Below are 20,338 nucleotides of genomic sequence, written 5' to 3'. Positions count from 1 at the left end.
GAGCACCAGTGACCATCCCCGTCTCCGCCACGTCCGGGGCGAGCGCCACGGGCGCCACGCCGCCCGTCAAGGCCGCGACCAAGGAGCTCGACAAGCAGGCCTTCCTGCAGCTCCTCACCACCCAACTCCGCAACCAGGACCCGAGCTCGCCGATGGACAGCTCGGACCTCATGGCCCAGACGACGCAGATGACGACGATGGAGCAGCTGATCGAGCTCACCACCACCTCGCGCGAGAGCTTCGCGCTGCAGATGCGCATGGCAGCCGCGAACCTCGTCGGCAAGGACGTCACGTACACCGGCGCCGACGGGAAGGTCGCGACGGGCACCGTCTCGGCCGTCTCCTACGCCGGCGCCGTACCCGCAGTGAAGGTGGGGGACATGGAGGTCCCCCTCGACTCGGTCGCGAGCGTCACCGCGCCCGCAGCACCCCCGGCGGCCCCGGCCGCCGGCACCCCGGCCTCCTGACGCGCGAGCGTCGCACCCACCACCGAAAAGGACCTCCCATGCTCCGCTCGCTCTTCTCCGGCATCTCCGGCCTCCGCAGCCACCAGACGATGCTCGACGTGACCGGCAACAACATCGCCAACGTCAACACCACCGGCTTCAAGGCCTCCCAGGTCCAGTTCCAGGACACCCTGAGCCAGGTCGTGCAGAACGCCGGCGGCGCGCAGCCCGGCAACGGTGGCACGAACCCCGCGCAGGTCGGCCTCGGCGTCAAGGTCGCCGGCATCACCACGAACTTCACGCAGGGCGCCTCGCAGCTCACGGGCCGCAGCACCGACATGATGATCCAGGGCGACGGCTTCTTCATGGTCCGCAAGGGCGCCGAGACGTTCTACACGCGCGCCGGGTCGTTCGACTTCGACGCGACCGGCCAGATGGTCCTGCCCGGCGAGGGCGCGCTCGTGCAGGGCTGGCTCGCCGGCCCCGGCGGCGCGATCGACACCAACGGCCCTGTGAGCGACCTGAGCGTGCCCGCAGGCCGGCTCATGGAGGCCAACGCGTCGACCCAGGCGGTCTTCGGCGGCAACCTCAAGGCCGACGCGGTCGACGGGACCACGATGGAGCGCGTCGTGCAGCTGTTCGACGAGACGGGCAACGCGCGCGAGCTCGCCCTCACGTTCACCAAGGGTGCGGCGGGCTGGACGATGTCCGCGACCGACGGCACCGCGACGTACCCGACGACGCCGCTCGTCTTCGACGCCGCCACCGGCGCCCTCACGTCGCCGACGTCGTTCGCGGTCGGCGCGGTCACGGTCGACCTGAGCACCGTCACGGGCTTCGCGGGTGTCGACACGATCGCCAAGAAGAGCCAGGACGGCTACGCCGCCGGGACGCTCGAGTCGTTCGCGCTCGCCGCCGACGGCACGATCACGGGCTCGTTCAGCAACGGGCTCAAGCAGGCCATCGGCAGGCTCGCGCTGGGCAGCTTCACCAACCCCGCCGGCCTGTCCAAGGCCGGCGGCTCCCTGTACCGCACGAGCGTGAACTCGGGCGACGCGCTGATCGGCGCCGCGGGCACGGGCGGCCGGGGGAGCCTCGCGGGCGGTGCGCTCGAGATGTCGAACGTCGACCTGTCGAGCGAGTTCACCAACCTCATCGTCGCCCAGCGCGGCTTCCAGGCGAACTCGCGCGTCATCACGACGTCCGACGAGCTGCTCCAGGAGCTCGTCAACCTCAAGCGCTGACGCGCCCACGACCCAGGCCGGTCCGTCCGGCGCACACGCGGCCCGTGCTCGCCCGTCCCAGGACTCCCGGGGCGGGCGTGTGCCGGGCCGCGTGCGCGAGACGGACGACCGTCCAGCGCCGCTACCAGCGGTTCCACCCGCGAGAGGGGGCTCAGCGTGCGCACGAAGGCTCACAAGCACGGCACCTGTGCCGATCAGTTCGGGTGCAGGGCAAGGACAGGGCTCATGGACGGGCCCGTCGAGAAGAACCAGGGATGGTGGCTGTGATCGTCGTGACGCGCCTCAACGGGCCTCAGTTCGGGGTGAACCCCGACCTGCTGCTGCGCATCGACAGCGCACCGGACACCATCCTCACGCTCATCGACGGCACCAAGTACATCGTCGAGGAGTCGATGACCGAGGTCATCGAGTCGATCCGCGAGCACCGCGCGCAGCTGCTGGCCCGCGCGCAGGACCTGCACGCCGGCCCCGCCACGGACGCCACCCACGCGCCGCTCCACGAGGTCGGCTCGCGCACCGCGACCCCGTCGCCGCGCACGGGTGCGCACGACGCCCCGCTCGCACAGCCCGTCCCGATCCGCCCGAGGGGGAACCGCTGATGGATCCCGCCGGTCTCATCGGCATCGTGGTCGCGTTCGTCGCGATCTTCGGCGCGCTGCTCCTCGAGGGCGCCGACCCGATGTCCATCTTCCTGCCCGCGCCGCTCCTGCTGGTCTGGGTCGGCACGATCGGGGTCGGCGTCGCCGGCCACACGATGAAGGACGTCGTCGCGTCGTTCAAGGCGGTTCCGCGCGCCATGCGCAGCAAGGCCCCGGACCCGTCCGCGGCGGTCGACACGATCGTCGACCTCGCCGACCGGGCGCGCCGTGAGGGCCTGCTCGCGCTCGAGGACGCCGCGCGCGACATCGACGACCCGTTCCTGCGCAGCGGGCTCCAGGCCGCGATCGACGGCACGGATCCCGAGGACCTGCGCACGATCCTGGACGACAGGATCGCCACGAAGCGCACCGCGGACCGCGTGCACGCCAAGTACTTCGCCGACATGGGTGGCTACGCGCCGACCATCGGCATCATCGGCACCGTCATCTCGCTCGTCCACGTGCTCGAGAACCTGTCCGACCCCGCGTCGCTGGGCCACTCGATCGCGGCGGCGTTCGTCGCGACGCTGTGGGGCATCCTCTCGGCGAACGTCGTGTGGCTGCCGATCGGTGCCCGCATCAAGCGCATCTCGGACCTCGAGTGCACGCAGATGGAGGTCACCGTCGAGGGGCTCCTCGCGGTGCAGGCCGGCGCCAACCCGCGGCTCGTCGGCGAGCGCCTGCGCAGCCTCCTGCCCGAGCAGGCCCCGGCCGAGGCAGCGGCGTGAGCGCCCCCGCCGCGACGCGCCCGAAGGGCGGGACGTCGAGCCACGGCTCGAGCGCGCACGCCACGAAGAGCGCGCCCCGGCGGAGGCACAAGGGCGGCCACGAGGAGGAGCACGTCAACCACGAGCGCTGGCTCGTGAGCTACTCCGACATGATCACGGTCCTCATGGCGCTGTTCATCGTGCTGTTCGCGATCAGCCAGGTCGACCAGCAGAAGTACGTCGCGCTGCGGGACTCGCTCGCGGCCGGGTTCAACACCAACTCGAACCCGTCGATCCTCGACGGCACGTCGGGCACGCTCGACGGCCAGAGCATCGAGCCGAAGACGTCCGCCGCCGAGGGCACCGCCGGGATGGTGAACGCCGACGCGGGCCTCGGCCAGCAGGGCGCCAACCCGTCGCCCCCGCGGGTCGCCGCGGACCCGGACCCGCCGGGCGTCGACCCCGAGGTGCTCGCGGCGGCGCAGGTCGAGGCCGCCCGGCTGCAGGGCCTGCGCGACCAGCTCGCGGCCCAGCTCGCCGCGAACGGGCTCGGTGACACCGTGCGCTTCCGGATCAACGAGCGCGGGCTCGTCATGGGCCTCGTGGCCGATGACGTGTTCTTCGCGGCGGCGAGCGCGGTGCTCACGCCGACCGCAGCCCGCGTGCTCGACGTCTCGGGGCCGACGCTCGTCGCGATCCCCGAGAACGTCTCGGTCGAGGGGCACGCGAACACGGTGCCCGTCTCGGGCCGCTACCCGACCAACTGGGAGCTGTCGTCGGACCGCGCGACGCAGGTGCTCCGGCACCTCGTCGAGGCCGACGGCATGCCCGGGAACCGCATCATGGCCGTCGGCTTCGGCGACGCCCGCCCGCTCGTCGCGGGAGACAGCCCGGAGGCGCTCGCGGCGAACCGCCGCGTCGACCTCGTCATCCTCAGCAGTGCGCCGGAGCAGGTCCGCAACCTCCTGCCGGCCGTCCTCGGAACGGAGGGGTAGAGATGCCCATCGAGCAGCGTGTCGTGTCGTCCCCCGGGAAGATCGCGCCCAAGAACCCCAGCGGCAAGATCGGGGCCAAGGCCGCGACGCCCGCCGAGGAGGAGGCCGCGCCGAAGAGCAAGAAGAAGCTCCTGATCATCGTGCTCGCGGCGGTGCTCGTGCTCGGCGGCGGTGCCGCGTGGTACTTCCTGATGGGCCCCGGGCACGCGACGGAGGGCGAGGCGCACGCCGAGCCCGAGCCCGAGCCGGGGGCGGTCCTCACCGTCGAGCCGATCAGCGTCAACCTCGCCGCGGGCCACTACCTGCGCATCGGCCTCGGCCTGCAGATGACCATCGACGCGGGCGGTCACGGCGAGCCGGACCCCTCCAAGGCGGTCGACCTCATGATCGCCAAGTTCTCCGGCCGTGACATGGCGGCCGTCTCCGACCCCGCGACCCGCGACGCGCTCAAGGCCGAGCTGCTCGCCGAGATCGAGGAGGCCTACCACGGGGAGGTGATGGACCTCTACCTGACGAACTACGTCACGCAGTAGCACCGCTGCTGCACCGGCTGCCTCAGCCGGCTCGTTCAGGGCGCCATGGAGGGCGCCGCACCGCTCCGCCGCACGCGTCGGCCCATGACGGGCCGTGGGCGGAGACGTTCACCCAGCCGGCCTACGGAGTTCCTCACATCCCGGCGCGGACCGCCGATGAGTGCTTTCGTGACGGTCCAGGACACCCCAGCCACCTCCGTGCGCCCTGCGCAGCGGCGCAACCGCACGCACGAGCCCGAGGCGTACGACTTCCGCCGGCCGACGACGCTCGCCCGCGAGCACGCCCGGCTGCTCGAGATGGCGTTCGAGACGTTCGCCCGCCAGTGGGGCACGCAGCTCACGGCGCGCCTGCGGGTCATGTCGGGCGCCACGTTCGAGGGCGTCACGCTGCACTCCTACGACGAGTACGTCCGCGCGCTCCCGGCCTCGACCGCGATGGTCCTGTGCACGGTCGAGCAGACGCGCCAGACGGCCGTCGTCCAGATGCCCGTGAGCGCGCTCATGGTGTGGATCGACTACCTGCTCGGCGGCAACGGCGTCGGCGACGAGCGCGACGGCCGCGAGCTCACCGAGATCGAGCTCACGCTCGTCCGCGACCTGCTGCAGCACGCGCTGGGCGACCTGTCCTACGCGTTCGCCGCGCTGATGCCGCTCGACGTGAGCGTCCGCTCGGTGCAGTACAACCCGCAGTTCGTGCAGGCCGTCGGCGCGTCCGACGCGGTGCTCGTCGCGACGTTCACGCTCACGTCGGGCGAGCGCGAGGACACCGCGACGTTCATGCTCCCCGCCGAGCTGCTGCTCGCGTCGCTGCGGGCCAGCGAGGGCACCGACTCCCGGTCCGCCGACGAGCGCCGCGCGCACGCCCTCGCCCTCGTCGAGCTCGACGCCGCGGTGCAGGAGGTGCCGGTCGACGTGTCGGTGCGCTTCGCGCCCGTCGTCGTCAGCCCGCGCGACGTCCTCGCCCTCACCGTCGGTGAGGTCCTGCCCCTGTCCCACCCCACGACGAAGCCGCTGGACGTGGTCGTCGACGGGGTCGTGCTCGCACGAGCCGCGGCCGGGAACAACGGTTCCCGGCTCGCCTGCATGGTCGTCACCGTCGAGGAGAACCACTGATGAACCCCACCGCCACGCTCACCGACACCGCGCTCGCCGCGGCGACCGCGGTGGCCCGCCTCGTGCCTGCGACCGTCCCGCTGACGGCCGTCCCGGCGCGTCCGGGCACGGGCCCCGCGCCGACCGCCACGGCCGTCGTCGCGTCGTTCGTCGGCTCGCCGAGCGCGGACCTCGTGCTGGTCGCGGAGGAGGCCGTCGCCGGCGCTCTGCTCGCGGGCGCCGACGGCGGAGCGCCGCTCGCGCTCGCCGACGCGCTGCGCCCGGCCCTCGAGGGTGCGTGCGCGGTGCTCGGCGCCGGCGTGCTCGACTCGGCCCGCACCGAGCCGGCCGGGACCGCGGTCGCGGACGACGCGCTGCTGTTCGCCCTCGAGCGCGACGGCGTCGCGCAGGCCTGGTTCGCGCTGCGCGTGCGCGCCGAGCCCAACGCCGTCGTGCAGGTCCCGGGCGTCCCCGCGCAGCGAGCCAGCATGCACGTGCTCTACGACGTCGAGATGACGCTCACGGCCGAGCTCGGCCGGACCCGGCTGCCCGTGCGCCAGGTCCTCGAGCTGACGCCCGGTGCCGTGCTCGAGCTCGACCGCGCCGCCGGCAGCCCGGCGGACATCATGGTCAACGGCCGGCTCGTCGCGCGCGGCGAGGTCGTCGTCGTCGACGAGGACTACGGCATCCGGATCACGGAGATCGTCGCGGGCGAGCAGGGCACCCTCTGATGGACGACGGTCCCGTGCTGCTGCTGCGCGTGGTGGTCTCGCTCCTGTGCGTCGTCGGCCTGATCTGGGTCGTCGCGCGCAAGGTCGGCGCGACCCCGGGCCGCCGCCTGCCTGCGGGGCCGTCGCTGCAGGTCGTCGGCCGGCAGTCGCTCGGCCGGCACGCCGGCGTCGCGGTCCTCGCGGTCGGCAACCGCCGGCTCCTGCTCGGCTACGGGGAGCAGCAGGTCACGATGCTCACCGAGCTCGCCCCCGTGCTCGACACCACGCCGGCGCCGGCCCGCGAGGTCGCGACCCGGCCCGCGGGGACGGCGCTGACCGCGCTGCCCGCGTCGCTCACGTCGTTCGTCGCGGCGCGCCGCCCGGGCCGCCCGTCCGCAGCTCCGGCCGCCGCGGACGTCCCGGTGGCGCCCGCCGGCGACGAGGTGCTGCTGCGTGCGCCGCTCGACATCGACGCGCTGCTCGCCGAGGCCGGGGTGCCCGGCACCGCAGTGCCCGGCACCGCGGTGCACGGCACCGCGGTGCACGACACCGCAGTGCACGACACCGCAGTGCACGACACCGCAGTGCACGACACCGCGCCGCACGACGACGCGACACCCGCCGGCCCCGCCGCGCCCGTCGCGACGGCCCCGCTCGTCCCCACGCAGGCCACCACCTCGGCGCTCGACGGCTCGATCCTGTCGCCCGCGACGTGGCGCCGCGCCGTCACCTCGCTCCAGGAACGCACGGTCCGCCGGTGAACCCGACCGCCCCGCGCGCCACGACGGCCCCCCGCGCCGCCGCCGCGCCGCTGACCCCCGCGCGCCGCCGCGCCGTCCTGCTGCTGCTCGTCGCGGCCCTCGCGCTCGTGCTGCTGCTCGTCGGTGCCGGCTCCGCGGACGCCGCGCCGCTGCCGCCCGAGCAGCCGGCCGCCCCGACGGCCCCGGTCGACCCGGGCGGCTCCGCGGGCGACACGGTCTCGGTCGACATCAACGGCGTCAACGGCACGCCGAGCAGCTCGATCGTCGTGCTGCTCGCGATCACGCTGCTCTCGGTCGTGCCGGCGCTGCTGCTCATGATGACGAGCTTCACGAAGATCTTCGTGGTGCTCGCGCTCACGCGGAACGCGCTCGGGCTCCAGGGCGTCCCGCCCAACCAGGTGATCGCCGGGCTCGCGCTGTTCCTCAGCCTGTTCATCATGGCGCCGGTCGTCGGCGACGTGAACGAGCTCGGCGTCCAGCCCTACCTCGCGGGCCAGCTCACGTTCACGCAGGCCGTGGACGTCGGCTCCGCCCCGCTGCGCGACTTCATGCTCGACCACACCCGGGAGTCGGACCTCGCGCTCATCACGCGCGCCGCGGACCAGCCCAACCCCGAGAGCCCCGAGTCCGTCCCGATGCTCACGCTGATCCCCGCGTTCATGCTCTCGGAGCTGCGGGCCGCGTTCATCATCGGGTTCGTCATCTTCGTGCCGTTCCTCGTGATCGACATCGTCGTCTCCTCGGCGCTGATGTCGATGGGCATGATGATGCTGCCGCCCGTGATGGTCTCGCTGCCGTTCAAGCTCCTGCTGTTCGTGCTCGTCGACGGCTGGGGACTCGTCGTTACCGCGCTCATCGGCTCGTACATGGGCGGGGGCTGAGCATGGACACCAACGCCGTCCTCGACATCGGGCTCGACGCCCTGGTGCTCGCGGCCAAGCTCTGCGCCCCCGTGCTCGTCACCGCGCTCGTCGTGGGGTTCGTCGTGTCGCTCCTGCAGTCGATCACGCAGATCCAGGAGGTCACGCTCAGCTTCGTGCCCAAGGCCCTCGCGGCCGCGGCCGCGCTGCTCGTCTCGGGCCACTGGATGATCTCGGAGCTCGTCTCCTTCACGAACGACCTGTACGCGCGCATCCCCGCGCTGCTGGGCGGCTGACCCGTGGAGCCGCTGGGCATGACGCTGCCGCTCGCGACCGTCGAGACCGCGATGCTCGCGGGCGTGCGGATCGCCGCGTTCCTGGTGATCGCGCCCCCGTTCGCGCACCGGGCGATCCCCGCCCAGGTCAAGGTCATGCTCGCGCTCGGCCTCGCCCTGGCGGTCACCCCGCGCCTCGAGGCCGCCGGGGGAGCCCCCGCGTCGACGCCGGAGTTCGTCGGGGACCTCGTGGCCCAGGTCGTGATCGGCGGCGGCCTCGGCTTCCTCGTCGCGCTCGTGTTCTCCGCCGTGCAGTCGGCCGGCAACCTGATCGACCTGTTCGGCGGCTTCCAGATGGCGGCGGCGTTCGACCCGATGCAGATGACGAGCGGCGCGCAGTTCGCCCGGCTCTACCAGCTCACGGCGCTCGTCCTGCTGTTCGTCACCAACGGCTACCAGATGGTGCTCGCGGGCCTCGTCCGCACGTTCGACGCGCTGCCGCTCGGCGCGACGCTGGACCTCGGGGTCATGGCCGAGCAGGTCACGGAGGGCGTCACGCAGATGTTCCTCGCGTCGCTGCAGATCGCCGGCCCCCTCGTGGTCATCCTCTTCCTGACCGACGTCGGGCTCGGGCTCCTCACGCGCGTCTCGCCGGCGCTCAACGCGTTCGCGCTCGGCTTCCCGCTCAAGATCTTGATGACGGTGACGTTCGCCGGCTTCGCCTACCTCGCGATGCCCGGGCAGATCGAGGGTCTCGTCTCGACCGCGGTGCGCACCGTCCTCGGGGTGTCCGCATGAGCGGCGGGGACGGCGGGGAGAAGACCGAGAAGGCCACCCCGCAGCGGATGAAGGAGGTCCGCAAGAAGGGCCAGCTCTCCCGGTCGCAGGACCTGTCCGCGTGGGTCGGGCTCGGCGCCGCCGCGGTTGCGCTGCCCATGGTGCTCGAGCGCGGGGGAGACGCCGCCGTCGCGCAGCTCACCACCGTGCGGGACGTCGCCGCGAACCCCGAGCCGGCGCTCGCGGTGCAGGCGCTGGCCGACGCGGGCCGCTCGATGGGCACGACGCTGCTGCCGATCCTCGCGCTGGTCGTCGTCGTGACGATCGCCGTCGCCGCGGGCCAGGGCGGGATCCACCCGCGCAAGGTCACCGTGCACATGAAGCAGCTCAACGTGTTCAAGGGCGTCAAGAACATGGTGTCGGGGCAGTCGCTGTGGCAGGGCGTCAAGACGCTGCTCAAGACGGCCGTCGTCGGCTTCGTGCTCTACGCGGGCGTCCAGTCGCTCGTCCCGGTCCTGATGGGCTCGGGCCAGCTCTCCGTGGCCCAGCTCCTCGGCGTCGCGGAGGGCGGCGTGACCGACCTCCTGCGCGGCGGCATCGCGGCGGGTGTCGCGCTCGCGGTGCTCGACGTGATCGTGGTCATGAAGCGCAACCGCAAGCAGACGCGGATGTCGCTGCAGGAGATCAAGGACGAGAACAAGCGCACCGAGGGCGACCCGCTGCTCAAGGGAGCGATCCGCTCCAAGCAGATGGCGATGAGCCGCAACCGCATGATGGCGGCCGTCGCCGACGCGGACGTCGTCCTCGTCAACCCGACGCACGTCGCCGTCGCGCTGCGCTACGAGCCGGGGACCGGTGCCCCGCGCGTCGTGGCGAAGGGAGCCGGGGCGGTCGCGACGCGCATCCGCGCCGAGGCGACCGACAAGCGCGTCCCGATGGTCGAGGACATCCCGCTCGCCCGTGCGCTGCACGCCGCGTGCGAGATCGGCCAGGAGGTCCCCGAGTACCTGTACACGGCCGTCGCGCGCATCCTCGCGTTCGTCATGGCGCTGCGCCGCCGCGGCGCCGCGCTCGGCCAGCACCGGCTGCCCACCGGGCCGAGCGAGCTGCCGCCCGAGGCGGCGGACCCCCGTCGTCACCGGGCCGCCGCCCGCCGCGCTCCGTCGACGAGCCGGCCGAGCCCGTCGACCCCCGAACCCCGTCCGTCCGCGACCGCGGGCGCGACCTCATGACCCCGGAAGGTCAGCGCATGAAGAACCGGTCGATCACCCAGTTCGCGGTGCCCGCGGGCGTCGTGGGCATCGTCCTGCTGCTCGTGGTGCCGCTGCCCGCGGCGATGCTCGACGTGCTGCTCGCGGTGAACATCACCGCGTCGCTCGTCATCCTGCTCACGAGCATGTACGTGCGCCGCCCGCTCGACTTCTCGGTGTTCCCGTCCCTGATCCTCGTGTTCACGCTGTTCCGGCTCGGGCTCAACGTCGCGAGCACGCGCCTCGTGCTGCGCGACGGCTACGCGGGTGCGGTCATCGACGCGTTCGGGCACTTCGTCGTCGGCGGCTCGCTCGTCATCGGCCTCGTGATCTTCCTGATCCTCGTCGTCATCCAGTTCGTCGTCATCACCAACGGCGCGGGCCGCGTCGCCGAGGTCGGTGCGCGGTTCACGCTCGACGCGATGCCCGGCAAGCAGATGGCGATCGACGCCGACCTCAACTCCGGGCTCATCGACGACGACACCGCGCGCCGCCGCCGGGCCGACGTCGCCGCCGAGGCCGACTTCTACGGCGCGATGGACGGTGGCTCGAAGTTCGTCAAGGGCGACGCGATCGCGGGCATCATCATCACGGTCATCAACCTCGTCGGCGGCTTCGTCATCGGCATGGTGCAGATGGGGATGTCCGCGCCGGAGTCGCTCGAGCGGTTCAGCCTCCTGACGATCGGCGACGGCCTCGTCACGCAGATCCCTGCGCTCCTGCTCTCGGTCGCGACCGGCATCGTCGTGACGCGCGCGACCGCCGAGGGAGACCTCGGCTCGATGGCGTCGAAGCAGCTCCTCCAGAGCCGCCCCGCGCTGCTCATCGCGGGCGTCGGCGCGATCTGCCTCGCGCTGCTCCCGGGCATGCCCAAGCCGCCGTTCGTGCTGGTGGGCGCCGGCCTGCTGATCGCCGCGCAGCGGATCGGCGCCGCCGAGAAGCGCGAGGCCGCCGCGGGCGAGGTCCAGGTCGCAGCGGAGGCGGTCGCGCCGTCCGCGGACAGCCCCGAGCAGCTCATCGAGCAGATGCGCGTGCACACCCTCGAGATCCTGCTGGCGCCCGACCTGGTCGACCTCGTCGGCTCGGGCCCCGACCAGGACCTGCTCGTGCGGGTGCGCGGGCTGCGCCGCAAGATCGCCATGGACCTCGGGATCGTCGTCCCGCCGGTCCGCACCCGCGACTCGGTCGACCTGCCGCGCGCGACGTACGTCGTGCGGATCGCCGGCGTCGAGGTCGGGCGCGGCGAGGCGCCCGGCGGTCGCGTGCTCGCGCTCGGCGACGACCTCGGGTCGCTGCCGGGGCAGAGCGTCGTGGAGCCGGTCTTCGGCCTCGCGGGCAAGTGGGTCCCCGCCGAGCTGCGGCACGCCGCGGAGATGGCGGGCGCGACGGTCGTCGACCGCGTCTCGGTGCTCATCACGCACCTCGGCGCGATCATCACGCAGAACGCCCCGCGCCTGCTCGGCCGCGAGGACGTGCGCGTGCTGACCGAGGGCGTCAAGCAGGTCAACCCGTCGGTCGTCGACGAGCTCGTGCCCGGCCTGCTGTCGCTCGGCGAGGTCCAGCGCGTGCTCCAGGGCCTGCTCGCCGAGGAGGTCGCGATCCGCGACCTGTCCCGCATCTACGAGGCGCTCACGCTGCGCGCGAAGGTCACGACCGACCCCGAGCAGCTCGTCGAGGCCGCGCGCGGCGCGCTCGGCCCGGCGCTGACCGCGCAGTACACCGCGGGCGGGGCCCTGCGGGTCATCACGCTCGACCCGGGCCTCGAGCAGTCGCTCGTCGAGAACCTGCGCCCCTCCGACGCGGGCTCCCAGGTCCTCGTCGACCCGGCGCGCCTCGACGCGATCCTCGCCCAGCTGGGCAACGCCGTCGCGGCCGCCGAGGCGAGCGGGGACCCGGTCGTGCTCGTGTGCGCTCCCGCGCTGCGCCCGGCGGTGCGCCGGCTCGTGCTGCTCGGCCTCCCGCGGCTCCCCGTCCTCTCGTACTCCGAGGTCACGGGCGCCGGTATCCAGATCGAGACCGTCGGGGTGGTGACCGGTGTCCACGCGATTGCTTCTTGAGGGTGGTGACCTCGCCGAGCTCATGGTGCACGTGCGCGAGGAGTTCGGGCCGACCGCCCGCATCGTGCGCGCCGAGCGCATCCGCACCGGCGGGGTCGCGGGCTTCTTCGCGCGCGAGCGCTACGAGCTGACCGTCGAGGTCCCCGAGGCGCCGCGCCCGCGCCCGCGCGCGCTGCGCCAGCCGCCCGCGGCCGCAGCGGGAGGTCCGGTCGGGATCGACGCGCTGCTCGCCGCCGCGGAGGCCGCCGAGGCCGACGACCCGACGTCCCTCAGCGGCGCGAGCGCGACGGGCTCGGCCGGCTCGGGCCCGGTCGACGACGGCACCCCGCGCGTCTCGACCGGCGCCGAGTCGTTCGCGTCGGTCCTCGAGCAGGTCCGGGCGATGGCGGGCGGCCAGCCGCTGCCCGCGGACATCGAGGTCCCGGCACCCGCCGAGCGCGTGTTCTCCCCGCTCGCACCGCCGCCGGCCGTGCCCGTGCGCGACGAGGACGAGGCGACGGTCCCGGTCGTGCTGCCCGCCGCTCCCGCGCCCGCGCCCGTGGCAGCTCGGCCCGACGCGGCCGGCCCCGGCGCCGCCCGCTCGCGCGAGGCCCTCGTCCGGCTCGGCGTCCCGAGCCGGCTGCTCGCCGACCTCCCGGCCGGCTCCCCGGCGACCCTCTCGGCGCTGCTCGCGCACGTGCCCGACGCCCCGCACCTCGTGCGCTCGCGCGGCTCGGTCGTGGTCGTCGTCGGTCGCGGCGAGGACGCCATGACGGTCGCGGGCCAGCTGGCCGAGCGGCTCCGCCAGGCGCCGGCCGGCATCGTGCTCGCGGGCGAGGTCGAGCACGTGCCCGGCCGCGGCCGGCGGCTCACGACCCCCGCCGCCGCCGAGCGCTGGCGCACCCGCTCGGGGGAGTCCGGCGACGTCGCGCTCGTCGTGCTCGGCGTGGGACCCGAGCCGGGCGACCGCGCCCACGCCGCCGCGATCCTGGCGGCGCTCGACGCCGACCAGGTCTGGGGCGTCGTCGACGCGCGCGACAAGGCCCGCGACTGCGAGCGGTGGCTCGGCGAGGTCGGCGCCCAGCGGGCCGTCGACGTGCTCGCCGTGCGCGGCCTGTTCGAGACGACCGAGCCCGGCACGGTCCTCGACCTGCCGGTCCCGGTCGCCTGGATCGACGGCATCCCGGCGACGCGCGTCGCGTGGGCGGCGGCGCTCAGCCAGCACCTCGGGGACGACGCGCGCTGGGACTGACGGCGCGACACCCGCCGCACGGCAGGAGCGCCCCGGGCTCCGGCAGGTAGGGTCGTTCGCATGCTGGTCCTGAGCCGTCGCGTCGGCGAACGCCTCCTCATCGGGGACGACATCGTCCTGACGGTGATCGAGGTGCGCAGCGACGGCGTGCGCCTCGGCATCGACGCCCCCCGCTCGGTGCGCGTGCACCGCGCCGAGGTGATCGAGGCCGTCACCGCCGCGAACGTCGAGGCCAGCGCGGTCACCGACGCCGACGCGGAGGCGCTGCAGAAGCTCGTGCCGCGCCCGCCCGCTGCGGGCGCACGTCCGCCGGCCGGCCCCGTCCCGGCCCCCGAGGCCGCGTCGAGCGCCGAGCCGCACGCGGGCACCGAACGCGCGGAGTAGTCGCTCAGCAGGCCGCGTTCGTCTGCGTGAGCAGCCCGATCCGCCAGGGCAGGTCGTTGTAGTCGGCCGTCGACGCGGGGTCCATCCCCTGGTAGGCGTACCGCAGGTCGCAGGCGCTGATCTCCATCGTCTGGTCGGTGCCCGAGCGGATCATCTCCCCGTGGCTGATGTCGCGCGTCCAGGCGCCGCCCGGGAACGTCACGTTGCTCGCGCGGGCGAACGGGTTCGCCTCGGTGTCGGCCAGCGCCGCCCACGGACCTTCGATCGACGGCGCGGTCCACGACCGGAAGTACCGCTTGCCGTCCGTGTCGAACGCCTCGTGCACCAGGAGCCAGGTGTCCTGACCGGCGACCTTGTAGACGTTCGAGGCCTCGAAGAGCCGGTACCGGTTCGGGTCCTCCATCGCGATCACCGTGTTCGTGAACCCGTGCGGGAAGCGTGCGAGCGGCGTCTCCGAGCGGTACAGGTGGCCGTTGTCGTCGGACGAGAACAGGTAGCACGTCGCCGTGTCGCAGACCGTCCAGAAGTCGACCCAGTAGCCGTCGCCGATGTTCTCCCGGATGATCCGGGGCTGCTCGGCGTAGAAGTTCCTCGGGGCGGACCACGAGGACGGGTCCGAGATCGTGCGGGTCGTCGAGTACGAGCCGCCGGCGCCGGTCTGGTAGACGAGGTACCAGAGCCCGTGCGGCTCGAACCAGAACACCTGCGGGGCCGCCCGGTAGCCGGCGCCGATCGCCGAGCGGTCGAGGTAGTGGTGGGGGGCCGACGACGCCTGCGACCAGTCGGCGAAGCTCGTGTAGGCCAGGTTGTAGCCGCCGTTCTCGACGACCGACGCGAACAGGTGCCACCGGCCCTCGGCGTAGACGACCGACGGGTCCTTGATCGCGACCGGGTCGTGCGACGCGTCCCGCTCCGGGGAGATGATCGCGCCCGTCGACGACCAGCGGAAGCTCGACGGCAGAGCGTGCGGCGGGGTGCTGGCGGTCGGCGTGGGGGTGGGGGCGGCCGTGGGTGTCGGGGTCGCGGTCGGGGTGGCCGTGGGTGTCGGCGTCGGGGTGACGACCGGGCCCGGCCCGGTGCACGGCGTGCCGTCGAGCGCGAACGCGGTGGGTGCCGGGTTGCTGCCGGTGGACGAGCCGTTGAAGCCGAGCTCGACCGTCCCGCCGGTCGCCAGGCGCGCGTTGTAGTGCGCGTTCCGCGCGGTCACGCGCGCACCGCTCTGCGACACGACGGCGTTCCAGGCGTTCGTCACGCTCTGGTTGCCAGGGAAGGTCCAGGTCAGGGCCCACCCGTCGACGGCGGGTCCGTGGTTCGTGACCCGGACGCTCGCGGTGAAGCCGGTCTGCCACTGGCTGGGTGCGGTGTAGGTCACCGAGCACCCGGTGGTCAGCGCGGCCGGCGCAGTGCGGGCCGTCGCGGCGGAGGGTGGCGGTGTCGTCAGGACGAGTCCGGCGGCCGCCGTCGCGAGCGTCAGGCCGGCGGCGACCACCGCGCGCCGGACGTGTCGTGCTGTGCTGCGCATGCGTGCCTCTTCCCTCTGTGCCCACCGACGTCGGCGGGTCGGCCAGGACGTCCCCAGGGCTGGTCCCCGGCGCGAGGAGCCGCGCCGGGGACCGGGACCACGAGGTGGTGCGCGGCCGCCGCCCGGTGGGGCGGCGGCCGGCCGTGCCGTCAGGTCGCGTCACCCGCGTCGGCGGGCTGCGTGGCCGGGACGGCGTGCGGGCTCACCCGGTACAGGTGGTGCCGTTGAGCGCGAAGCTCGCCGGTGCCTGGTTGGTCCCGCTGTACGAGCCGTTGAAGCCGAGCTCGACGGTGCCGCCCGCCGGGATCTGCGCGTTGTAGCCGGCGTTGCGTGCGGTCACCTGGGCGCCGTTCTGCGTCACCACGGTGTTCCAGGCGTTCGTCACCCTCTGGTTGCCCGGGAACGTCCAGCTCAGCGTCCAGCCGTCGACGGCCTGGCCGTTGTTGGTGATGCGGACGTTCGCGGTGAACCCGCTCTGCCACTGGCTCGGCGCGGCGTAGACGACCGTGCAGGACCCGGTCCCGCCCGTGGGCTGGGGCGTCGTCGGGGTCGGGCCGGGCGTCGTCGGGGTGGGGTCGGGCGTCGGGTCGACCGGGTCGCCGCCGTTGAGCGCGTCGAGCGTCGCTGTGTAGGCGGCCTTCTTGTTGCCGGACCCGTCGAACAGCAGCGGGGTGCCCGACGCGCGCCAGGAGTCGGTGTCGCGGACCCCCCAGACGGTGATGCCGGTGCAGCGGGTGACCGCGAGGCAGGCGTTGACGACGCGGCGGTAGTTCTCGGCCTGCTGCGAGCCCGAGCCCTCGATGTCGAGCTCGGTGATCTGCACGTCCACGCCGAGCGCGGCGAAGGACGACAGGGTCGTCTGGTAGTTGGCCGGGACGGGGCTCTGCGGGTTGAAGTGCGACTGCAGACCGACGCAGTCGATCGGCACGCCGCGGGCCTTGAAGTCCTTGACCAGGTTGTAGACCGCCTGGGTCTTGGCGTGCGTCCAGTCGTCGGTGTTGTAGTCGTTGTAGCAGAGCTTGGCGGCGGGGTCGGCGGCCCGGGCGGCGCGGAACGCGGCCTCGATCCAGTCGTTGCCCGTGCGCTGCAGGTTGGAGTCGCGACGCGCGCCCGACGAGCCGTCGGCGAAGGCCTCGTTCACGACGTCCCAGGCGTAGATCTTGCCCTTGTAGTGCGTCGCGACCTGGGTCACGTGGTTCAGCATGGCGGTGCGCAGCTGGGTGCCGGACATGTTCTGCATCCAGCCCGGCTGCTGGGAGTGCCACGCCAGCGCGTGCCCGCGGACCCGCTTGTTGTTCTGCAGCGCCCAGTTGAGGATCCGGTCGCCGCTCGCGTAGCTGAACTGGTTCTGCGACGGCTCGGTCGCGTCCATCTTCATCTCGTTCTCGGCCGTGATCATGTCGAACTCACGGTTCGCGATCGTCGCGTACGTCGAGTCGCTCAGCCGGTTCGCCGCGATCGCCGTCCCGAAGTACCGGCCGCTCTGCTGCGCCGCGGCGGCCAGGGTGCTCGCCGCCGACTGCGCGGGGGCCGTCACCACCAGACCGGCGAGCGCCGTGGCGAGCGTCAGGCCCGCCGCGATGAGTCCGCGCCGGGCGAGCCCGGCGCGTCGTGGAGTCGTCCTCATGCGTACCTCTCTCTCAGGGCGCCCGTCGTCGTCGACGGGCGGGTACGGCCGGGCCGGCCGCCTCTCGACCGGTGGATATCGATTTCGTGGAGGCGGTCACGGCCGGGTGTTGGCGCTCACGGTCGCACGATCGGTCGGCGAACCGAAGGGTTCGGGGGACGCCTGAAACGTTTCTCACGGGCACACGCCCCCGGCACCCGTCCGGGCCTGGCCCGTCGGCCGGGCGGCGGTCCGCGGACGCCCGGGCACACGGGGCCGTCCGCGGTCGGCACCGGACGACCGCCCCTCACCCGTCCCGGTTGCTCACGTCCGGGCGCGGGTGACCGATGGGCGGTGCGTCAGGCGGGACGGCCGCCGGTCACGGGTGGGAGGGCACAGTGGAGGACATGGACGACATCGTCCGTGAGTTCCTGGTCGAGAGTCACGAGAACCTCGACCAGCTGGACCAGGACCTGGTGGCCCTCGAGGAGTCCCCGGGGTCGCGCGAGCTCCTCGGCAGCGTGTTCCGCACGATCCACACGATCAAGGGCACCGCGGGCTTCCTCGCCTACGGCCGGCTCGAGCGCGTGACCCACGCGGGGGAGAACCTCCTCGTGGAGCTCCGCGACGGCAAGCGCTCGATGGACCAGGCGACGACCGACGTCCTGCTGCGCCTCGTCGACGTCGTGCGCGAGATCCTCACCGCGATCGCCGCGGACAGCACCGAGGGCGCGGTCGACATCGACGGCGTGCTCGACGCGGTCGGCCGCCTGCAGGCCGGGCGCGACGCGTCCGAGTCTCCGGAGACCGTGGCCGCCGCAGTGCCGTCGGACGACGTCATCGGCGCTACGACGCCCCCCGCGACCGACGCCGCGAGCACCGCGCCCGACGAGGCGCCCGCCGCGAAGCCGGCCGTGCGCGCCGCCGACCCGTCGCGCGTGATCGTCCCCCGGTCGGCGCGTGCCGCGGCCGCCTCGGGCACGGAGCCGACCGCTGCGGTCGAGACCGCCACCCAGCAGGCCACGGCGCCCGAGCAGCCCGCGCCGGTCGCCGCCGCCCCGGCCCCGGCGGTCGCGCCCGCAGCGCCCACCGCCCCGGCCCCCGCCGCACCGGCCGCGCCCACGTCGGCGTCCACGAGCTCCGAGACCTCGATCCGCGTCGACGTCGAGCTGCTCGACGCCCTCATGCGCCAGGTCGGCGAGCTCGTGCTCTCGCGCAACCAGATCAGCCGGCTCGCGGGCGACCGCTCCGACGTCGACCTGGTCCGCTCCGCGCAGCGCCTCAACCTCATCGCGGGCGAGCTGCAGGAGGGGGTCATGAAGACCCGCATGCAGCCCATCGACCACGTGTGGTCGAAGATGCCGCGCGTCGTGCGCGACCTCGCCGCCGCGTGCGACCGCGAGGTCCAGCTCGAGATGGTCGGCCGGGACACCGAGCTCGACCGCGGGCTGCTCGAGGCCGTCAAGGACCCGCTCACGCACCTCGTGCGCAACGCCGTCGACCACGGGATCGAGTCGCCCGTCGAGCGCGTCGCCGCGGGCAAGTCCGCGCGCGGCCTGCTGACGCTCCGCGCGTACCACGCGGGCGGTCAGGTCGTCGTCGAGGTGGCCGACGACGGCCGCGGGATCGACACCGAGAAGGTCGCCGCGAAGGCCGTCCAGCGCGGCCTGCGCACGCCCGAGCAGGTCATGCTCATGACCCCGCCCGAGCTCATGCAGCTGCTGTTCCTCCCGGGCTTCTCGACGGCCGAGGCCGTCACCAACGTCTCCGGCCGCGGGGTCGGCATGGACGTCGTGCGGACCAAGATCGAGGCGATCGGCGGGACCGTCGACGTCGACTCGACGCTCGGCGAGGGGACGGTCTGGCGCCTGCGCATCCCGCTGACGCTCGCGATCATGCCCGCGCTCACCGTCGTGTGCGGCGGCGACCTGTTCGCCGTCCCGCAGGTCAGCCTGCTCGAGCTCGTGGCCCTCGACGGCCAGCGGGCCGGCGCCGGGATCGAGCGCATCCAGAACGCCGCGGTGTACCGGCTGCGCGGCGAGCTGCTGCCGCTGGTGTCGCTCGCGGACGTGCTCGGCATCCCGGTCGAGCCGGGGTCCTCGACCGTCATCGCGGTCGTCCAGGCCGACCACCAGCGCTTCGGGCTCCTGGTCGACCGGGTCCTCAACACCGAGGAGATCGTCGTCAAGGCGCTCTCGGCGCGGCTCAAGGCGATCGGCATCTACGCGGGCGCCACGGTGCTCGGCGACGGTGCGGTCGCGCTGATCCTCGACGTCCAGGCGATCGCGCGGCGCGCGCTCGTCGCGGAGGGGGAGCAGCACGCACGCGAGCGCCGCGGCGCGGTGCAGGAGGTCACGGAGCGCGTCGTCGAGCAGCTGCTCGTCGCGGGGATCGGGGGCGGGCGCCGCGTGGCGATGCCGCTCGCGTCCGTCGCGCGGCTCGAGCACGTGCGCATCGACCAGGTCGAGCTCGTCGGCGGCCGCGAGGTCATCCAGTACCGCGGGACGATCCTGCCGCTCGCACGCCTCGACCGGGTGCTCGGGGTGTTCGACAGCGCCCGCAAGGACGAGCTCCTGCTCGTCGTGTACACGCGGGCGGGCCGCAGCGTCGGGCTCGTGGTCGACGAGATCGTCGACATCATCGACGACGACGTCTCGCGTCACAGCGACATCGAGGACGCGGGCCTGACCGGCTCGACGGTCCTGCACGAGCGCGTGACCGAGCTGCTCGACGTCCGGGCCGCGGTCATGGCCGCCGACCCGGCGTTCTACGACGTCGTCGTGCCGCAGCAGCGGCGCGCGTCCGAGCTCGAGACGGCAGGGGTGTGACCGTGCAGTACGTGACCTTCACGCTCGGCGGGAGCCTGTACGGGGTCGACGTGACCCGGGTCCAGGAGGCGCTGCGCTCGCACGTGCGCACGCGCGTCCCGCTGGCCCCGGTCGGCACCGCCGGCCTCGTGAACCTCCGGGGCCAGGTGGTCCTGACGATCGACCTGCGGCCCCGGCTCGGCCTCGAGCCGCTCGCCGACGACGCGGAGCCGATGATGGTCGTCGTCCAGGTGGCCGGCGAGCCGATCAGCCTGCTGGTCGACGAGATCGGCGACGTCGTCGAGGTCGGCCCGGAGCGGTTCGAGCAGCCGCCCGACACCCTCGACGCGGAGCTGCGCGAGCTGATCCTCGGGGCGTACAAGCTCGAGGGCGACCTCCTGCTCGTCCTCGACGTCGACGCGGCGACCGCCACCTGAGCGAGT

At 73.5% G+C, this 20,338-nt stretch carries 20 protein-coding genes; 18 read left to right on the top strand and 2 right to left on the bottom strand.

Annotated features, from left to right (window positions below):
- Nucleotides 1-8 precede the first annotated feature (8 nt).
- From NXY84_RS16950 to csrA, 16 genes are all read left to right on the top strand, one after another.
- Nucleotides 9-467 (top strand): flagellar hook assembly protein FlgD, encoded by a 459-nt coding sequence (locus NXY84_RS16950; RefSeq protein WP_258724208.1) that lies wholly within the window; start codon nt 9-11, stop codon nt 465-467.
- 38 nt (nt 468-505) lie between these two features.
- On the top strand, nt 506-1,690 hold the full coding sequence (locus NXY84_RS16945) for a flagellar hook protein FlgE (protein WP_258724207.1): 1,185 nt from the start codon (nt 506-508) through the stop codon (nt 1,688-1,690).
- A gap of 254 nt (nt 1,691-1,944) precedes the next feature.
- The gene (locus NXY84_RS16940) at nt 1,945-2,289 is read left to right on the top strand and encodes a flagellar FlbD family protein (protein WP_258724206.1); all 345 of its coding nucleotides are present in this window, start codon (nt 1,945-1,947) and stop codon (nt 2,287-2,289) included.
- Nucleotides 2,289-3,056 carry a motility protein A gene (locus tag NXY84_RS16935; protein ID WP_258724205.1) on the top strand — a complete coding sequence of 256 codons (768 nt, stop codon included), beginning with the start codon at nt 2,289-2,291 and terminating at the stop codon, nt 3,054-3,056. The genes NXY84_RS16940 and NXY84_RS16935 overlap by 1 nt, the downstream gene beginning before the upstream one ends.
- Entirely contained in the window at nt 3,053-4,030 is a 978-nt protein-coding gene (locus tag NXY84_RS16930; RefSeq protein WP_258724204.1) for an OmpA/MotB family protein, read from the top strand. Before NXY84_RS16935 ends, NXY84_RS16930 begins: the two co-directional genes overlap by 4 nt.
- A 2-nt stretch (nt 4,031-4,032) precedes the next feature.
- Complete coding sequence (locus NXY84_RS16925; protein ID WP_258724203.1) at nt 4,033-4,563, top strand: flagellar basal body-associated FliL family protein; 531 nt, start codon at nt 4,033-4,035, stop codon at nt 4,561-4,563.
- Between the two features lie 156 nt (nt 4,564-4,719).
- The gene (locus NXY84_RS16920; RefSeq protein ID WP_258724202.1) at nt 4,720-5,676 is read left to right on the top strand and encodes a flagellar motor switch protein FliM; all 957 of its coding nucleotides are present in this window, start codon (nt 4,720-4,722) and stop codon (nt 5,674-5,676) included.
- Entirely contained in the window at nt 5,676-6,386 is a 711-nt protein-coding gene (gene fliN, locus NXY84_RS16915) for a flagellar motor switch protein FliN (protein ID WP_258724201.1), read from the top strand. Before NXY84_RS16920 ends, fliN begins: the two co-directional genes overlap by 1 nt.
- The gene (locus NXY84_RS16910) at nt 6,386-7,126 is read left to right on the top strand and encodes a flagellar biosynthetic protein FliO (protein ID WP_258724200.1); all 741 of its coding nucleotides are present in this window, start codon (nt 6,386-6,388) and stop codon (nt 7,124-7,126) included. The genes fliN and NXY84_RS16910 overlap by 1 nt, the downstream gene beginning before the upstream one ends.
- 50 nt (nt 7,127-7,176) lie before the next feature.
- Entirely contained in the window at nt 7,177-8,007 is an 831-nt protein-coding gene (gene fliP / locus NXY84_RS16905) for a flagellar type III secretion system pore protein FliP (RefSeq protein ID WP_258727255.1), read from the top strand.
- Between the two features lie 2 nt (nt 8,008-8,009).
- Entirely contained in the window at nt 8,010-8,282 is a 273-nt protein-coding gene (fliQ, locus tag NXY84_RS16900) for a flagellar biosynthesis protein FliQ (RefSeq protein WP_141372937.1), read from the top strand.
- Between the two features lie 18 nt (nt 8,283-8,300).
- A complete protein-coding gene (locus NXY84_RS16895) occupies nt 8,301-9,059 on the top strand; it encodes a flagellar biosynthetic protein FliR (RefSeq protein ID WP_258724199.1) in 759 nt (252 codons plus the stop codon).
- Nucleotides 9,056-10,270, top strand: a complete 1,215-nt coding sequence (locus NXY84_RS16890) for an EscU/YscU/HrcU family type III secretion system export apparatus switch protein (protein ID WP_258724198.1) — start codon at nt 9,056-9,058, stop codon at nt 10,268-10,270. Before NXY84_RS16895 ends, NXY84_RS16890 begins: the two co-directional genes overlap by 4 nt.
- A gap of 17 nt (nt 10,271-10,287) precedes the next feature.
- Nucleotides 10,288-12,345, top strand: coding sequence for a flagellar biosynthesis protein FlhA (locus NXY84_RS16885; protein WP_258724197.1), 2,058 nt, complete (start codon nt 10,288-10,290; stop codon nt 12,343-12,345).
- A complete protein-coding gene (locus NXY84_RS16880; RefSeq protein ID WP_258724196.1) occupies nt 12,323-13,576 on the top strand; it encodes a hypothetical protein in 1,254 nt (417 codons plus the stop codon). The genes NXY84_RS16885 and NXY84_RS16880 overlap by 23 nt, the downstream gene beginning before the upstream one ends.
- Before the next feature lie 60 nt (nt 13,577-13,636).
- Nucleotides 13,637-13,960 carry a carbon storage regulator CsrA gene (gene csrA, locus NXY84_RS16875; RefSeq protein ID WP_258724195.1) on the top strand — a complete coding sequence of 108 codons (324 nt, stop codon included), beginning with the start codon at nt 13,637-13,639 and terminating at the stop codon, nt 13,958-13,960.
- Nucleotides 13,961-13,964: 4 nt separating this feature from the next.
- On the opposite strand, the gene NXY84_RS16870 is transcribed toward csrA, so the two are convergent.
- Nucleotides 13,965-15,482, bottom strand: coding sequence for a non-reducing end alpha-L-arabinofuranosidase family hydrolase (locus NXY84_RS16870; protein WP_258724194.1), 1,518 nt, complete (start codon nt 15,480-15,482; stop codon nt 13,965-13,967).
- 202 nt (nt 15,483-15,684) lie between these two features.
- Nucleotides 15,685-17,109 (bottom strand): endo-1,4-beta-xylanase, encoded by a 1,425-nt coding sequence (locus NXY84_RS16865; protein ID WP_258724193.1) that lies wholly within the window; start codon nt 17,107-17,109, stop codon nt 15,685-15,687.
- 386 nt (nt 17,110-17,495) lie between these two features.
- Here NXY84_RS16865 and NXY84_RS16860 point away from each other — a divergent pair, with 386 nt between their 5' ends.
- Both NXY84_RS16860 and NXY84_RS16855 read left to right on the top strand, forming a co-directional pair.
- Nucleotides 17,496-19,916, top strand: coding sequence for a chemotaxis protein CheA (locus NXY84_RS16860; protein WP_258724192.1), 2,421 nt, complete (start codon nt 17,496-17,498; stop codon nt 19,914-19,916).
- A gap of 2 nt (nt 19,917-19,918) precedes the next feature.
- Nucleotides 19,919-20,332: a chemotaxis protein CheW gene (locus NXY84_RS16855; RefSeq protein ID WP_309485012.1), complete on the top strand. Its 414-nt coding sequence runs from the start codon at nt 19,919-19,921 to the stop codon at nt 20,330-20,332.
- Nucleotides 20,333-20,338: the final 6 nt, after the last annotated feature.

This window comes from Cellulomonas sp. NS3 (assembly GCF_024757985.1).
Classification (GTDB): domain Bacteria; phylum Actinomycetota; class Actinomycetes; order Actinomycetales; family Cellulomonadaceae; genus Cellulomonas_A.
The sequence above is the reverse complement of the archived record's forward strand: the minus strand, read 5'-3'. Positions and strand labels throughout refer to the sequence as shown.

What these genes read in the sequence shown, in the direction of transcription:
- fliN (WP_258724201.1), top strand. Translation starts at nt 5,676, where the DNA reads ATGAACCCCACCGCCACGCTCACCGACACCGCGCTCGCCGCGGCGACC.
- fliQ (WP_141372937.1), top strand. Translation starts at nt 8,010, where the DNA reads ATGGACACCAACGCCGTCCTCGACATCGGGCTCGACGCCCTGGTGCTC.
- NXY84_RS16865 (WP_258724193.1), bottom strand. Translation starts at nt 17,109, where the DNA reads ATGAGGACGACTCCACGACGCGCCGGGCTCGCCCGGCGCGGACTCATC.
- NXY84_RS16895 (WP_258724199.1), top strand. Translation starts at nt 8,301, where the DNA reads ATGACGCTGCCGCTCGCGACCGTCGAGACCGCGATGCTCGCGGGCGTG.
- NXY84_RS16910 (WP_258724200.1), top strand. Translation starts at nt 6,386, where the DNA reads ATGGACGACGGTCCCGTGCTGCTGCTGCGCGTGGTGGTCTCGCTCCTG.
- NXY84_RS16890 (WP_258724198.1), top strand. Translation starts at nt 9,056, where the DNA reads ATGAGCGGCGGGGACGGCGGGGAGAAGACCGAGAAGGCCACCCCGCAG.
- NXY84_RS16945 (WP_258724207.1), top strand. Translation starts at nt 506, where the DNA reads ATGCTCCGCTCGCTCTTCTCCGGCATCTCCGGCCTCCGCAGCCACCAG.
- csrA (WP_258724195.1), top strand. Translation starts at nt 13,637, where the DNA reads ATGCTGGTCCTGAGCCGTCGCGTCGGCGAACGCCTCCTCATCGGGGAC.
- NXY84_RS16920 (WP_258724202.1), top strand. Translation starts at nt 4,720, where the DNA reads ATGAGTGCTTTCGTGACGGTCCAGGACACCCCAGCCACCTCCGTGCGC.
- NXY84_RS16925 (WP_258724203.1), top strand. Translation starts at nt 4,033, where the DNA reads ATGCCCATCGAGCAGCGTGTCGTGTCGTCCCCCGGGAAGATCGCGCCC.
- NXY84_RS16860 (WP_258724192.1), top strand. Translation starts at nt 17,496, where the DNA reads ATGGACGACATCGTCCGTGAGTTCCTGGTCGAGAGTCACGAGAACCTC.
- NXY84_RS16940 (WP_258724206.1), top strand. Translation starts at nt 1,945, where the DNA reads ATGGTGGCTGTGATCGTCGTGACGCGCCTCAACGGGCCTCAGTTCGGG.
- NXY84_RS16870 (WP_258724194.1), bottom strand. Translation starts at nt 15,482, where the DNA reads ATGCGCAGCACAGCACGACACGTCCGGCGCGCGGTGGTCGCCGCCGGC.
- NXY84_RS16885 (WP_258724197.1), top strand. Translation starts at nt 10,288, where the DNA reads ATGAAGAACCGGTCGATCACCCAGTTCGCGGTGCCCGCGGGCGTCGTG.
- NXY84_RS16935 (WP_258724205.1), top strand. Translation starts at nt 2,289, where the DNA reads ATGGATCCCGCCGGTCTCATCGGCATCGTGGTCGCGTTCGTCGCGATC.